Raw genomic sequence first — 14,209 nt, 5'->3', positions numbered from 1 at the left:
AGGTCGCCATGCAGCTCGTCCAGGAAACCGACTATGGCACGCCGGCTTCCAAGGCGAGCGCCATGGTCACCCTCACCATCGACGGCCGCAGCGCGACGGTGCCGGCCGGCACCTCGATCATGCGTGCGGCCATGGAGATCGGCACCGAGATCCCCAAGCTCTGCGCGACCGACATGCTAGACGCCTTCGGCTCCTGCCGGCTCTGCCTGATCGAGATCGAGGGCCGCAACGGCACACCGGCCTCCTGCACCACGCCGGTCGCGGAAGGGCTGGTGGTGCACACGCGCTCGGAGCGGCTCGACCGACTGCGCAAGGGCATCATGGAGCTCTATGTTTCCGATCACCCGGTCGCAGGACTTGGTCCGGCCGGGGAGGGCGATATCGCGCTGCTCGACACGGCTGCGCAAGTTGGGCTCACGGAAATCCGCTACGGTTTCGACGGCGCGCGCCACCGCGATACCGGGCTCGACGAGTCCAATCCCTATTTCAGCTACGACCCGGCCAAATGTATCGTCTGCTCGCGCTGCGTACGCGCCTGCGAGGATGTGCAGGGCACCTTCGCGCTGACCATCACCGGCCGCGGCTTCGAATCCGTGATGGCTGCCGGCACCGACCAGTCCTTCCTGGAGTCGGATTGCGTCTCCTGTGGCGCCTGCGTGCAGGCCTGCCCGACGGGTTCGCTGATCGAGAAAGCCGTCATTGCCAAGGGCAAGCCGGAATGGTCGACGGTGACGACCTGCGCCTATTGCGGCGTCGGCTGCTCGTTCAAGGCGGAGATGCGCGGCGACGAGGTCGTCCGCATGATCCCCTACAAGGACGGCAAGGCCAATCACGGCCATAGCTGCGTCAAGGGCCGCTTCGCCTGGGGCTACGCCAACCACAAGGAACGCATCCTCAACCCGATGATCCGGGAGAAGATCACCGATCCCTGGCGCGAGGTGTCGTGGGAAGAGGCGATCGCCCATACCGCCAGCGAGTTCAAGCGCATTCAGGCGAAGCATGGCGTGGGCTCGATCGGCGGCCTGACTTCGTCGCGCTGCACCGACGAGGAGACCTTCCTGGTCCAGAAGCTGGTGCGGGCCGGCTTCGGCAACAACAATGTCGATACCTGCGCCCGCGTCTGCCACTCGCCGACCGGCTACGGCCTGAGCACCACCTTCGGCACCTCGGCCGGCACGCAGGATTTCGATTCCGTCGAGCAGACCGACGTGATGCTGCTGATGGGCGCCAACCCGACCGACGCACACCCCGTCTTCGGCTCGCGGATGAAGCAGCGCCTGCGCGAGGGCGCCAAGCTCATCGTCATCGATCCGCGCCGGATCGAGCTGGTGCGGGCGCCCCATGTCGAGGCGGCTTATCACCTGCCGGTGCTGCCCGGTACCAATGTCGCGATCCTGACCGCGCTCGCCCATGTCGTCGTCACCGAGGGGCTGATCGACGAGGCCTTCGTGCGCGAGCGCTGCGAGTGGGACGCCTTCCAGGACTGGGCCGCCTTCGTCGCCGAGGAGCGCAACAGCCCCGAGGCGCTCTCGAAGGTCACCGGCGTTGCCGCTGCCGATATCCGCGGCGCGGCGCGCCTGTTCGCCACCGGCGGCAATGGCGCGATCTATTACGGGCTCGGCGTCACCGAGCACAGTCAGGGCTCGACCGCCGTGATGGCGATCGCCAATCTCGCGATGGCGACCGGCAATATCGGCCGGCCCGGCGTCGGCGTGAACCCGATGCGCGGGCAGAACAACGTCCAGGGCTCCTGCGACATGGGTTCGTTCCCGCACGAATTCTCGGGCTATCGCCATGTCTCGAACGATGCGGTGCGCGGCCTGTTCGAGGATGCCTGGGGTACCTGGCTCGACAAGGAGCCGGGCCTGCGCATCAACAACATGCTCGATGCGGCGCTGGATGGCTCCTTCATGGGCCTCTACGTCCAGGGCGAGGACATCATGCAATCCGACCCGGACACGCGCCATGTCGCGGCCGGCCTGTCGGCGATGGAATGCGTCGTCATGCAGGACCTGTTCCTGAACGAGACGGCGAACTACGCCCATGTCTTCCTGCCCGGCAGCACCTTCCTTGAGAAGGACGGCACCTTCATCAATGCCGAGCGGCGCATCCAGCTCGTGCGCAAGGTGATGGAGCCCAAATCCGGCCTCGCCGACTGGGAGATCACGGTCGCGCTCAGCAACGCGCTGGGTTATCCGATGCATTACGACCATCCATCCGAGATCATGGACGAGATCGCGCGATTGACGCCGACCTTCGCCGGCGTCTCCTTCGCGCGGATCGCGGAGCTCGGCTCGATCCAGTGGCCCTGCAACGAGCAGGCGCCGACCGGCACGCCGGTGATGCACATCGACAAATTCGTGCGCGGCAAGGGCCATTTCGTCATCACCGAATATCTCGCGACCGACGAACGCGTCGGCCCGCGCTATCCGCTGCTGCTGACGACCGGGCGCATCCTCTCGCAATACAATGTCGGCGCGCAGACGCGACGCACCGATAACGTGGTCTGGCACAAGGAGGACCTGCTCGAGATCCATCCGCATGATGCGGAGGAGCGCGGCATCGCCGACGGCTCCTGGGTCCGGCTCGCCAGCCGTTCCGGCGAGACCGCCTTGCGGGCGCTGGTGACCGAGCGCGTCGCGCCCGGCGTGGTCTACACGACCTTCCACCACCCGGACACGCAGGCCAACGTCGTCACCACCGACTATTCCGACTGGGCGACCAATTGCCCGGAATACAAATGCACGGCGGTGCAGGTCTCGCCTTCCAACGGGCGCTCGGACTGGCAGCAGCACTATTCCGCCTTCGCCGACAACAGCCGGCGGATCATGCCGCCCGCGGCGGAGTGAGCGCGATGCAACTCGACCGGCTCATCCACATGGCCAACCAGATCGGCAGCTTCTTCGCGAGCCAGCCCAGGGCCGAAGTGGCCGAGGCGGTTGCGACCCATCTCCGGAAATTCTGGGACCCACGCATGCGCAGCGCCATCTGCGCACATTTCGACGACGGCGGCAGCGGGCTCGACCCGCTGGTTCGCGATGCCGTCGCGCTGATCGCCACCGAGAGGGCGAAAACCGGCTGAAACTCGCCAAAGCGCGAAGCCGAAAACAGGGCAACGACCCGGCTGGAGGAGGAAACGCATGACGACGATCGACCGACGAAACGAATACGCCAAATCGATGATCCCCTTCCTGGATCGCGAGCGCACCATCGCCAAGCCCGGTTACAGCCGCTGGCTGGTGCCGCCGGCCGCACTCTGCGTGCATCTGTGCATCGGCCAGGCCTATGCCTTCAGCGTCTTCAACCTGCCGATGACGCGCCTGCTCGGTATCTCGCAATCGACTCCCGACGACTGGAAGCTGACCGAACTCGGCTGGATCTTCTCGATCGCGATGGTGGTTCTCGGCGTGTCCGCCGCGCTCTTCGGACGCTGGGTCGAGGAAGGCGGGCCGCGCAAGGCGATGTTCACCGCCGCGATCTGCTGGGCGAGCGGCTTCCTGATCTCGGCGCTCGGCGTGAAGCTGCACAATCTCTGGCTGATCTATCTCGGCTACGGCGTAATCGGCGGCTGCGCGCTCGGTATCGGCTATATCTCGCCGGTCTCGACCCTGATGAAATGGTTTCCCGACCGGCCCGGCATGGCCACCGGCATGGCGATCATGGGCTTCGGCGGTGGCGCGCTGATCGCCTCGCCGCTCTCGGTCTGGCTGATGAGCAAGTTCCAGACGGCGAGCGATGTCGGCGTGCTCTGGAGCTTCATCACGCTGGGCTGCGTCTATTTCCTGTTCATGATGTTCGGCGCGCTGACGGTGCGTGTGCCGGCGCCGGGTTGGAAGCCGGAGGGCTATGTGCCGCCGGCAACGACCAGCAAGCTGATCACCAAGAACGATGTCTTCGTCTACCAGGCGGTCAAGACTCCGCAATTCTGGCTGATCTGGACGGTTCTCTTCGTCAACACGACGGCAGGCATCGGCGTGCTCGGGCAGGCCTCGGCCATGAGCCAGGAGATGTTCCCCGGCCGGATCACCCCGGTCGCGGCCGCCGGCCTCGTCGGGCTGATGAGCCTGTTCAACATGGGCGGGCGCTTCAGTTGGGCCTCGCTCTCCGACTATATCGGGCGCAAGAACACCTATTTCTGCTACATGGTGCTGGGCTTCATCCTCTACATCACGGTGCCCTATGCCGGCGGCAGCGGCAATGTCGTGCTGTTCGTCATCTGCTTCCTGATCATCGTCAGCATGTATGGCGGCGGCTTCTCGACCGTGCCGGCCTATCTGCGCGACATGTTCGGCACCCGCTATGTCGGCGCCATCCACGGCATCCTGCTGACGGCATGGTCGGCGGCGGGCATCGCCGGGCCGGTGCTGATCAACTACATCCGCGAATACAATCTCGCGCATGGCGTGCCCAAGGCGCAGGCCTATAACGTGACCATGTACATCATGGCGGGGCTGCTCGTGATCGGCTTCATCGCCAATCTCTGCGTCAGGGCGGTCGACAAGCGCCATCACATGGTGAGCGAGGCCGAGCCGTCGCGCGCCCGCGATCTGCCCGGCGGTGTCCAGACCGCGCCCGGGTCGGCATGAGGAGCCGAGCCATGCCGGTCATCGCACCTCGGGAGCCGCCATTGCGGCTCCTGCTGCTGGCCTGGCTTCGCTATTGGCTCTGGCACGCCATGGCGTCGCTTCGGCCGCAGCACAGTGCCGCCAGCATCGCTGCCCTGGTGGCGGGCAGCGGCCATCCGTCGGGTTCCTAGGACGATTCCTGGATATCCTGAATCAAGAAAACGATCCAAGCCGTTGTTCTTATCGCATTTCCTTGGGCGAAGCGGACGTCCGCTTCGCTCGACAATGCTCCGAGGGGATCATCATGCAGAGTAACGATATCGCTCCAACCAGCACGCTTCGCCTCGTCGTGGCCTGGAGCATCGCGGGCATTCCGCTGCTGGGCGGCGTCGCCCAGACGCTGGTCAACGCAATGAAGCTCTTCCAGTAATCCCGGCGGCCGGAGTTGCGCATCGTCGCTGCTCCGGCCAAGAGCCAGAGCATCGGACTGAGTACCGTATTCAGTCCGATGCTCCAGGCTTTTGATTTTGCATCGGCATTCTCCGAAAACCGCGTTCCACTTTTCGGGCCGATGCTCCAGTCGCTACTCCGGCAGCCGAAGCCCGGCCAGGAAGGTCGCGACCGTCAATGTCTTGGCCGGCTGAGCCCGGCATTGGCGTTCGACCGCATCGAGCACTTCGCCATCCCCATATCGCGACAATCGCGATGGAGAGCCGTGGCGCAGGGCGTCGATCACCCAGCGGCCGATCAGGCCGTGCATTTCGGCATCCGTGGCTTCGCGCTTCATCCACGCTTCGCAGGTGATGTAGTCCTGCAGGAATTCGCCCTGGCGCAGCACCTCGCTCGTCGCCGCTGCCGGGCAGACCAGAACCCAAAGAGCCGCCACCGTCGCCAGACGCACCATCCCCACCCCTCCCGCTTTCCCCAAGGCTGCTTCCGACCTTCGCGTGCCGCCGGCCCCGGGCCGAGAGGCTTCCTTGCTTCGCGCGCTGCCATCTGACGCGCGCGACGGGGAGCCTCGATGCCTGACGATACGACCTGGGACGGGAGCAGTAGATCAGCGAGCATAGCAAGCTTCGCTTGCGCTGCAACAGCCGAAACCTTCCTCGGGCGTTGTTGCAGGTCGCTCCGACTTTATATCGCGTATGCAATATAGTTTTGGCCGTACCGGCGGGAGTATTCAAGCACAGCTTCGACAAGCTTGGCGCGGCACGGGCAAGACTGGCCTTGCAGGTCCATCGTCGATAGATCGAAGGCACGACGGCGCTGCGACTGCGCGATCAACCCCACATGGCTGGCTGCGCGCCTTGCGTGCTGAAACGCAGTGGAAAGATAGGGCCATCGGCGCAAGCCGGGGCTTCCGGTTTAACCGCGGTTAACCGCCACGGCTGAATATCATTCGATTGCACACGGCTACCACGGGGGGGGAGATGGTCAAGGCCTGCGACAACGCCATCATCCGCCGCCCGCTCCGGCGCGTGCAGCCTATGATTGCAGCTGTTGCCGCCGCGTTCGCCTTTGCAGGCTGCGCGGCCCTGGCCCAGACACGTCCCGAGGAGCCGGTCAAACTGCAGATCATCGGCGGGCTCGCCGGCCTCACCCAATACACCAAGATCGAGCAGCCCTTCTGGCAATCGGAGATCAATGCGCTGTCGAAGGGGCGCATCACCGCGACGATCCGGCCGCTCGATGCGGGGGGCTTGCGCAACCAGGAGATGCTCCAGCTCCTTCGGCTCGGCGTGGTGTCGTTCGGTACGGCCCAGCTGAGTGCCGTCGCGGGCGACGAGCCGGAGCTGAGTGCCGTCGACCTGCCCCTGTTGAACCCCGATGTCGCGACGTTGCGCCGGACCGTCGCCGCGTTCCGGGAGCATCTGCGCAGCCTCCTGCGCGAGCGCTACGAGATCAAGCTTCTCGGCATCTATGCCTATCCGGCGCAGGTGCTGTTCTGCACCCGGCCCTTCAAAGGGCTCGACGATCTCGCCGGACGGAAGGTGCGCACCTCTTCCGTCGGGCAATCCGAGCTGATGGCGTCGATGGGCGCCGTGCCGGTGATCCTGCCCTTTGCCGAAATCGTGGCGGCTCTGCGCAACGGGGTCGTCGATTGCGCGATCACGGGCACGTTGAGCGGCTACGAGATCGGTCTGCCGCGCGTCGCCGTGGCGGTGCACGCCCTCGCGCTCAATTGGGGCGTCTCGATCTTCGGAGCGAACGCGACTTATTGGGATGGCCTGCCCGCGGATGCGCGCGACACCATCCGGCAGGGCGTCGGACAGCTCGAGGAGCGGATCTGGTCCCAGGCGGAAGCCGATACGCAACGCGGCCTCGCCTGCAATGCCGGGACGGAGACCTGTTCGGGCCAGCCCGGGCGGCCGATGACCGTCGTGCCGGCCCTGCCAGCGGACGCGACGCGCCGGCGCCTCCTTGCCGAGGTCGTCCTGCCGCGCTGGTTCGAGCGTTGCGGGGAGGACTGCGTCCTGGCCTGGAACACCTATCTCCAGCCGCTTCACGCCATCGGGCCTCGGACGCCGTGAACTCGCCGCCCCTCGACGAGGACCAATGATCAAGCGCCTTAAGCTCATGGTGGTAGCGGGGACGGCCGTCATCCTGGCGGTGGCTGCGACCGGCGCCTCCAATCTGGTTCGCCAGAGGGAGGTGACCGCCTGGAGGGCTGCCGAGCAATCGCTGGAAGGCCAGGCCGTCGCCGTCGAGAATGCGCTCGACCGGCAACTCCTGCAGGTCGATGGCGCGCTGGCGAGCTTTGCGACCCTGTTCGATGTCGCTCAGATCGGCCCCGGCCAAAGGGAGCCCGCCAGCCGCCTGCTTCGCGGCCTCAACTTCCAAACGATGGCGTTTCGCGACCTGCTGCTCGTCGGGCCCGATGGCAGCATCATCGCTTCCGCCAGGTCGAGCGGCGCTCGCCATAGCCTGCCGCTGGATGTCGCCATGGTCTCGCGCGCGCCGACGAACCTCATCGGCCCGATCCGAAACGCCGTCACCGGGGACTGGTCGCTTTACGTCGCACGCCGGATCCCCGCGTGGCATGGCGTCGTCCCTGTTGCCGAGGTGCCCCTGCACACGATGATGAAACTGCTGGCGGAGGCCGGTGTCGGCTCTGACACGCGGATTTCGCTCGAACGCGCCGATGGTCAGATCGTCGCGATGCTGCCGCATGACGAATTGCTGATCGGCAAGCCCCGCGTTCCCGCCTTGCCCGCGCGATTGGCGAAGGGCAAGGCTTTTCTGGTCGGCGACAGAGGCAGCGAAACCGGGACCCTGAACGTGGTCAGAGGCTCGCTCTATGGCGACATCCGGGTCGTCCTGAGCGTGAAGAGCACCGAGGTTCTCGCGGACTGGCGCCAGGATCGCGACCGGACGATCACGGCGGCTGTCTTCGGGGCGCTGCTCCTGTCGGCCTTTGCCGGAGCCATCTTGCTGGCCATCCACCAGCGCGAACGGGCGGATGCCGAGCGCGGGCGGGCCGCGGCCCTCCTCGACAACGCGATCGAGGTCATGTCCGACGGCTTCGTGATGTGGGACGAGAGCGACCGGCTGGTGACGTGCAACCAGCGCTATCGCGACCTCTATGCGCTGAGCGCGCCCTTCATGACGGCCGGTGCGCATTTCGAGGATATCATCCGCAAGGGAGCCGAGCTCGGCCAATATCCTCAGGCGACCGGCGAGATCGGGGAATTCGTCAGGGATGTCACCACTTGGCATCGCCAGGGCAGGGGCTCGATCGAGCGCCTGCTGCCGGATGGACGCTGGCTGCTCATCACGGAAAGCCGGATGAGGGATGGCGGGATCGTCGGCATCCGCACCGATATCACGGCACTCAAGGGGGCGCTCGCGGAGCTGGCTGCCGCCAACACGCGGGCGAACGAGGCGGCCGAAGAGGCGCGGCAGCAGAACGCGGCCCTCGTCGAGCAGGAACATCGCATCCGCTTCCTGGCCCATCACGACGATCTGACGAACCTGCAGAACCGTTTCGCTTTCCGCAGCCAGATCACGAAGTCGCTGCTGCGGAAGGAGGGCGTTTCCGCGGTGGCCGCCCTGCTGTTCCTCGACCTCGATCGCTTCAAGGACGTCAACGATACGCTCGGGCATCCCGTCGGCGATCTGCTGCTCCTCTCGGTCGCGGAGCGCCTGAAGACCTGCGTGCGGGATACCGAATGCGTCGCGCGCCTGGGTGGAGACGAGTTCGCGGTTCTCAGCCTCGATCCGGGGCAACCGCAGCAGGCCGTGGCGCTCGCGACCCGCATCATCGAGGTTCTCAGCGAGCCTTATGTCCTCAAGGACCGGACGATTTCCATCTCGGCCAGCGTCGGCATCGCCATTGCCGAGGGCTCGGGGTTCGATGCAGACCTCCTCCTGAAACAGGCCGACCTCGCACTTTACCAGGCCAAGGCCCGGGGACGTGGCGTCTGTTGCGTGTTCACGGCGGAAATGGACGAGCAACTGCGCGCCCGTCTCGCCCTCGAAATGGATCTGCGCCAGGCCGTCGAAGAGCGGCAGTTCGAGCTGTCCTACCAGCCGATCTTCGATCTGAAATCCAGCAAGCTCTGCGGGTTCGAGGCATTGCTGCGCTGGCACCATCCGGAACGGGGGCTGGTCGGGCCGGCGGAGTTCGTGCCGCTGGCGGAGGAGACGCGGCTGATCGTCGATCTCGGCGAGTGGGTCCTTCGCCAGGCCTGCATGGACGCGGCCCAGTTGCCGGGCGATCTTCGCATCGCCGTCAACCTCTCGCCGGTGCAATTGATCTTCGGCGATGCGGTGGCAACGGTGCGCGATATCCTCGCCGAGACCGGGCTCGACCCGAGGCGGCTCGAACTTGAGATCACCGAGACCGCGCTGCTCGCCAATGACAATCGCAACCTCGGAACGCTGAGGGGCCTCAAGGAGCTCGGCGTCCGAATCGTGCTCGACGATTTCGGCACGGGCTATTCGAGCCTGAGCCACCTGCGGCTCTTCCCGCTGGACAAGGTCAAGATCGACCGCTCCTTCGTGCGCGACATGACCGCCCATTCCGACAGCGCGGCCATCGTCGCGGCCGTCGCGGCGCTGGCGGCCGAGCTCGGCATGACCACCACGGCGGAGGGCATCGAGACACAAGATCAGCTCGATGCGGTCGATCGGGCGGGCTGCACGGAAGCGCAAGGGTATCTGCTGGGGAAGCCGCAGCCGATCCTGAAAGCCGTTCATACGACCCTGTTCAGGCGTTCGCCGCGCAACCGCAACGGCCAGCAGGGAAGCCGCGCACGCGACACCTCCGATACGCCGTAGCCCGCTCAAGGCAACGCCATGGAAGCTTCGTCGCCGGCCTCAGCGGGCCCGGCCGGCGGCGCGGTGCCGCCGGGAATGCTCCCGGTTATTCAGGCTGGCAGGGGAAATGGAGCGGGTACCGGGAATCGAACCCGGGTATTCAGCTTGGAAGGCTGCTGCTCTACCATTGAGCTACACCCGCATCGGGCGCCAAATTCCCCATCGGACCCACCAGTGTCAAGGGGCGCGGCGTCGTTGTCGGCGTCAGAAGCCGAAGTTGAAGCCGGCTTTGACGATATCGCCTGCGGTACGAGCACGCATGGTCGCGTATTGGGTCGGGGCTAACCCGGTGTAGTCCTGCAAGGTCAGCTTCTGGCTGCCGAGATCGTAATGCGTGTAGTCGAGCCGGAGCGTCATGCCCGGCATGATCGCGTATTCGATGCCGCCGCCGAGCGCCCAGCCGCTGGCGATGCCGGAACGGGAGGCCGTGGCGCCGGAGGTGGTCGCCGGATTGTCGGGCGTGATCGAGCCCTTCTGGTCGACAAGGCCATAGGCATAGCCGCCGCTGCCATAGATCATGAAATCGCCGAGCACGAAGCCGGCGCGGGCGCGGACGGTTCCCAGCATCGAGACCTCGTTCTCGGCGCGCGTGGTGAAGCGGGTCCCGCCGGGATTGGCGGAAATCGTCTGGCTGCCGCCGAGCCGCGTCGCCGACAAGTCGGTTTCGGCGCCGATGACGACCGCGCCGATCTGATAATTGAAGCCGAACTGCGCGCCGCCGACCATGCCGCTGCCGTCGGGCGAGAGGCTGCGCGGCACGGCCGCCGCATTGATCGCGCTGGCCGCGAGCACCGGGCTGCCCGGAACGGTGGTTGTCGTCACGACAGTCGTGGTCGTGGGGAACGTCGGGCTGCCGGTCGTCGTGTTCGTGGTTGTTGTTGTGGTGGTGGTCGTGGTCGTCGTCGGTGGTGGCGTGAAGGTCGGGCTGCCGAACGGGCCAGCCACGGTCGTGCGGTCACTCTGCCGGCCGCCGCCGAGCGAGCCGCCGACATAGAAGCCGGTCCAGCGTGGGCGCTCCGGAAACAGGGCGGGCAGGTCGGGCGCCATCGCCTGTGGCGCCATCGGAGGCGGCGGCGGGGTGACGGGGGCCCGGCGCGGCATTCCCGTCCGCGCGGGGGAGACGCCGCGCGGCGTATAATCGGCACGGCGCGAGCGGGGCTGCTGGACGGCCGGGCAGACCGGGCAGGTCTGTGCGACCTGCACGCGGTTGCGGCTCGGCGCAGTCGCCGCCAATCGCAGGGCGGCAGCCGTGTGATCCGAGACCGGATAGAGCCGGGCGTAGAGCCTGAAGGATTCGGCATCGCCGGCGAGCACGGCCTCGGCCCAGGCCCGCTCATCCGTCCGCTGGGCGAGGATGCGATTCAGGCGCAGCGCGTTCTGGTCTTCGGGATTGATCGCGAGCGCATTGCCATAGATGTCGCTGCGGTCCCAAGCGATCGCGGTGCGGGCGGCGTCGGCCGACGACATGCCGCGCAGCGAGGCCAGCGTCGGGCGCGCCGTCAGGGGGATGTTGCCGGCCGTGGCTGCTTGCGCCGCAGGGGCGCCGGCAGGACGCTGGAAGAAGCTGAACTCCGTGATCAGCGAAGACGTGTCCCAGGGGATCTGGGTGCCGTTGGTGGAATCGTAGACGGCGAGACGGATGCGCCGGAAGATCTGCTCGACGGCCAGGCCCGGCTCGCGGGCCTCGCGCAAGAAGGCGGTGGTGAAGGGGCTGTTGGCACCGGTGCCGTCCGCGGCGGTGGAGCCCGGAGAGGTCGCGAAAGCGACGAAGGTGCCGCTGCCGGAATCGATGCGGGCGAGGCCGGCTTCGTTGCTGATGCCTTCATTGGCGCCGTCGACGATCTGCAGGGCAAGGCCGCGAGCGACCTGACGGCCAGCAAAGGGATTGTCGCGGCAGGCGTCGAGGATCGCGATCTTGGACTTGGCGCCGGCCCCGTCGAGGCGTCGCAGGATGTCGCTCAGCGACAGGGATTGCTCTGCGATATTGGTGCCGATCTGCGGGCGGATATCGGTCGGCAGGATGTAGTTGGCGCCGTCGAGCTGCACGGCATGGCCGGCATAATAGACCAGCGCCGTCGCATCGGGACCGCCCCGGCGCACCTTGTCGACGAAGACGTCGAGCGCGCTGCGCAGGCCGGCGAGCGACAGGTCGAGCGCAGGCGTGATGTCGAAGCCGGCTTCCTGCAGCATGCTGCGCGTGGCGTTGGCGTCGTTCAGCGCGTTGGGAAGCTTCGTGACATTGGCATAGCCGCCATTGCCGATGACGAAGGCGAAGCGCTTCTGGGCAAGAGCGGGTGTGGCGCCGAGGCCGAACGTGACGAAGACTGCCGCGAGGGCAATGACGAGATACGCATAGGCCCGGGCTTGAATCCGCATGCTGCTTCCCCTGCGCGCGAGAAGAACGACTCGCTGGACCTGTCTGACGCCCACGATTCGAGCGGGCGTCCGCCATATGATGGAGATTCCCAGAAAGCCGGGGGTTGAAGCAACATCAAATCGACACGGAAAAGCCATGGTCCGGAAGCGAAGCCCATGCCGGATTCATCTGTATCCGCTTCGTGTTAGCAGCGTCAGCCGTAGCGATCTTTGAAGTATAATCACGCTGGTGTGACTTAATTGCCAGCGTATCGGCGGCCTTGTTCGAGCTGCGTCGGAGGCTCAATGTCAGGTATGGCGCTCCTTCAAATGAATGAGGCGCCGGGACGGCGCTTCGGCTCGAATGACGGGGACGGAGCCGGGCGGGAGCGGCCATGACCAGCGATCCAGCCATCAATCCCTATGACGCCGTGGCCTATCCCGGCCACTCCTTCTCGCAGACCCATCCATCGCGGTTGGCCACCATCGCGCATTTCCATGGCATGGACCCGGCGCTGCCGACGGCCATGCGCGTGCTCGAACTCGGCTGCGGGCGCGGCGGCAACCTCATCCCGATGGCCGCGCAATATCCCGGCAGCCACTTCCTCGGCATCGACCTCAGCGGCGACTCGATCCGGCAGGCGCATGCCAACGCGTCGGAGCTGGGCCTCACCAATCTCGCCTTCGAGCAACGCGACATCCTCGCGGTGGCCGGGGAGATCGGGACCTTCGACTACATCATCGTCCATGGCGTCTATTCCTGGGTGCCGGATGTGGTGCGCGAGCGGATCATTGCCCTGTTCGGGCAATTGCTGGCACCGCAGGGCGTTGCCTATGTCAGCTACAATGCGCTGCCCGGCTGCCGGCTGCGCGACCTGGCGCGCGACGTGATGCTGTTTGCCGTCAAGGACATCGAGGACCCGCGTGAGCGGGTCAGGGTCGCCCGCGCCGCCCTGAAGGAGATCGCGGAGGCCAGCGATCCCGACAGCTTCCACGGCGCGGCGCTGCGGCAGCGGCTGAAGCAGATCGACGAACTGCCCGACAACGTCCTCTATCACGACGATCTCAACCCCGGCGCACGCGCCTTCGCGCTGCATGAGGTGCTGTCATCGGCCGAGCGGCACGGCCTGCAATTCCTGGCCGAGGCCTCGTTCCCCAACCTCTACGGAGCCGCCAAGGGGCCGGCCCAGCAGATGCTCGACCGGATGCCGCTGGAGCAGATGGCGCTGCGCGAGCAGACGCTCGACCTGCTGATCGGACGGGCCTTTCGCGAGACGCTGCTATGCCGGGCGGATGTCCCGCTCAGGCGCGGCGTCCGGGCCGGCTCGCTCAAGCCCTATCATCTCGCGGCCAATGCGCGGCTGGCGCCCCCGGCCGAGAAGGAGACGAAGCCGGGTGTCCAGCGCTTCAGTTTCGACGAAGGCGTGCAACTGGCCGTGGACCTGCCGCTGGGCAAGGCGGCGCTCGCCATCCTCAGCGCGATCTGGCCGGCGAGCATCGCCTTTGACGAACTGGTGGAGCGCGCCTGCCGCGACGCTGCCGATGCGCTCGGTCAGGACCGTGCGCGTGAGATCGCGCGGCTCGACGAAGCCCTGATCGCGATCTTCAAGGCGGGGCTTCTCGATATCAGGCTGGAGGCGCCGCCGCTGACGACGGCGATCAGCGAGAAACCGGCAGCCAGCGAGATCGCGCGTTGGCAGGCCTCGAGTTCGGCCGAGGTCACCGACCTGCGCCACCGGACCGTTCAGCTCGACAGCGTCGTCGTGCGCAAATTCGTCAGCCTGCTCGACGGTTCGCGTGACCAGCGCATGCTGCTCGATGCGATGAACGCCTTCCTCGACGAGACCCGTGCCGCCGGCGCGGCCGTACCAGGCCTGCCGGAGCGGGCGACGGCGGAGGAGGTGGCGATGCATCTGAAGGATGTCGCACGCCTCGGGCTGCTGCGGGCGTGACGATTGTGAAGCGCCCCG

Annotated in this window: 9 protein-coding genes and 1 tRNA gene; 7 read left to right on the top strand and 3 right to left on the bottom strand. The window is 66.4% G+C overall.

What is annotated here, in order from left to right; all coding sequences use genetic code 11:
* The first annotated feature begins 8 nt into the window (after positions 1-8).
* From fdhF to ACWIEX_RS13450, 4 genes are all read left to right on the top strand, one after another.
* Entirely contained in the window at positions 9-2,849 is a 2,841-nt protein-coding gene (gene fdhF, locus ACWIEX_RS13465) for a formate dehydrogenase subunit alpha (RefSeq protein ID WP_454033549.1), read from the top strand.
* A gap of 5 nt (positions 2,850-2,854) precedes the next feature.
* Entirely contained in the window at positions 2,855-3,082 is a 228-nt protein-coding gene (locus ACWIEX_RS13460) for a formate dehydrogenase subunit delta (protein ID WP_454033548.1), read from the top strand.
* Between the two features lie 58 nt (positions 3,083-3,140).
* Positions 3,141-4,586 (top strand): L-lactate MFS transporter, encoded by a 1,446-nt coding sequence (locus ACWIEX_RS13455; RefSeq protein WP_454033547.1) that lies wholly within the window; start codon positions 3,141-3,143, stop codon positions 4,584-4,586.
* Between the two features lie 283 nt (positions 4,587-4,869).
* Positions 4,870-4,995: an MFS transporter small subunit gene (locus tag ACWIEX_RS13450; protein ID WP_454033546.1), complete on the top strand. Its 126-nt coding sequence runs from the start codon at positions 4,870-4,872 to the stop codon at positions 4,993-4,995.
* A gap of 153 nt (positions 4,996-5,148) precedes the next feature.
* Here the strand turns inward: ACWIEX_RS13450 and ACWIEX_RS13445 are convergent, their stop codons facing one another.
* Complete coding sequence (locus ACWIEX_RS13445; protein WP_454033545.1) at positions 5,149-5,469, bottom strand: hypothetical protein; 321 nt, start codon at positions 5,467-5,469, stop codon at positions 5,149-5,151.
* Positions 5,470-5,995: 526 nt separating this feature from the next.
* Between ACWIEX_RS13445 and ACWIEX_RS13440 the strand changes: the two genes are divergently transcribed.
* On the top strand, positions 5,996-7,096 hold the full coding sequence (locus tag ACWIEX_RS13440) for a TRAP transporter substrate-binding protein (RefSeq protein ID WP_454033544.1): 1,101 nt from the start codon (positions 5,996-5,998) through the stop codon (positions 7,094-7,096).
* A 25-nt stretch (positions 7,097-7,121) separates the two neighbouring features.
* Positions 7,122-9,845: a bifunctional diguanylate cyclase/phosphodiesterase gene (locus ACWIEX_RS13435; RefSeq protein WP_454033543.1), complete on the top strand. Its 2,724-nt coding sequence runs from the start codon at positions 7,122-7,124 to the stop codon at positions 9,843-9,845.
* A 107-nt stretch (positions 9,846-9,952) separates the two neighbouring features.
* On the opposite strand, the gene ACWIEX_RS13430 is transcribed toward ACWIEX_RS13435, so the two are convergent.
* Both ACWIEX_RS13430 and ACWIEX_RS13425 read right to left on the bottom strand, forming a co-directional pair.
* Positions 9,953-10,026: transfer RNA gene (locus ACWIEX_RS13430), tRNA-Gly, on the bottom strand.
* 62 nt (positions 10,027-10,088) lie between these two features.
* Positions 10,089-12,260, bottom strand: coding sequence for a caspase family protein (locus ACWIEX_RS13425; RefSeq protein WP_454033542.1), 2,172 nt, complete (start codon positions 12,258-12,260; stop codon positions 10,089-10,091).
* 374 nt (positions 12,261-12,634) lie between these two features.
* Between ACWIEX_RS13425 and ACWIEX_RS13420 the strand changes: the two genes are divergently transcribed.
* The gene (locus ACWIEX_RS13420) at positions 12,635-14,191 is read left to right on the top strand and encodes a methyltransferase domain-containing protein (RefSeq protein ID WP_454033541.1); all 1,557 of its coding nucleotides are present in this window, start codon (positions 12,635-12,637) and stop codon (positions 14,189-14,191) included.
* The last annotated feature ends 18 nt before the right edge of the window (positions 14,192-14,209 follow it).

This window comes from Allobosea sp. NPDC055353 (genome assembly GCF_053644975.1).
The sequence above is the reverse complement of the archived record's forward strand: the minus strand, read 5'-3'. Positions and strand labels throughout refer to the sequence as shown.

What these genes read in the sequence shown, in the direction of transcription:
- ACWIEX_RS13455 (WP_454033547.1), top strand. Translation starts at nt 3,141, where the DNA reads ATGACGACGATCGACCGACGAAACGAATACGCCAAATCGATGATCCCC.
- ACWIEX_RS13425 (WP_454033542.1), bottom strand. Translation starts at nt 12,260, where the DNA reads ATGCGGATTCAAGCCCGGGCCTATGCGTATCTCGTCATTGCCCTCGCG.
- ACWIEX_RS13460 (WP_454033548.1), top strand. Translation starts at nt 2,855, where the DNA reads ATGCAACTCGACCGGCTCATCCACATGGCCAACCAGATCGGCAGCTTC.
- ACWIEX_RS13445 (WP_454033545.1), bottom strand. Translation starts at nt 5,469, where the DNA reads ATGGTGCGTCTGGCGACGGTGGCGGCTCTTTGGGTTCTGGTCTGCCCG.
- ACWIEX_RS13440 (WP_454033544.1), top strand. Translation starts at nt 5,996, where the DNA reads ATGGTCAAGGCCTGCGACAACGCCATCATCCGCCGCCCGCTCCGGCGC.
- ACWIEX_RS13435 (WP_454033543.1), top strand. Translation starts at nt 7,122, where the DNA reads ATGATCAAGCGCCTTAAGCTCATGGTGGTAGCGGGGACGGCCGTCATC.
- ACWIEX_RS13420 (WP_454033541.1), top strand. Translation starts at nt 12,635, where the DNA reads ATGACCAGCGATCCAGCCATCAATCCCTATGACGCCGTGGCCTATCCC.
- ACWIEX_RS13450 (WP_454033546.1), top strand. Translation starts at nt 4,870, where the DNA reads ATGCAGAGTAACGATATCGCTCCAACCAGCACGCTTCGCCTCGTCGTG.
- fdhF (WP_454033549.1), top strand. Translation starts at nt 9, where the DNA reads ATGCAGCTCGTCCAGGAAACCGACTATGGCACGCCGGCTTCCAAGGCG.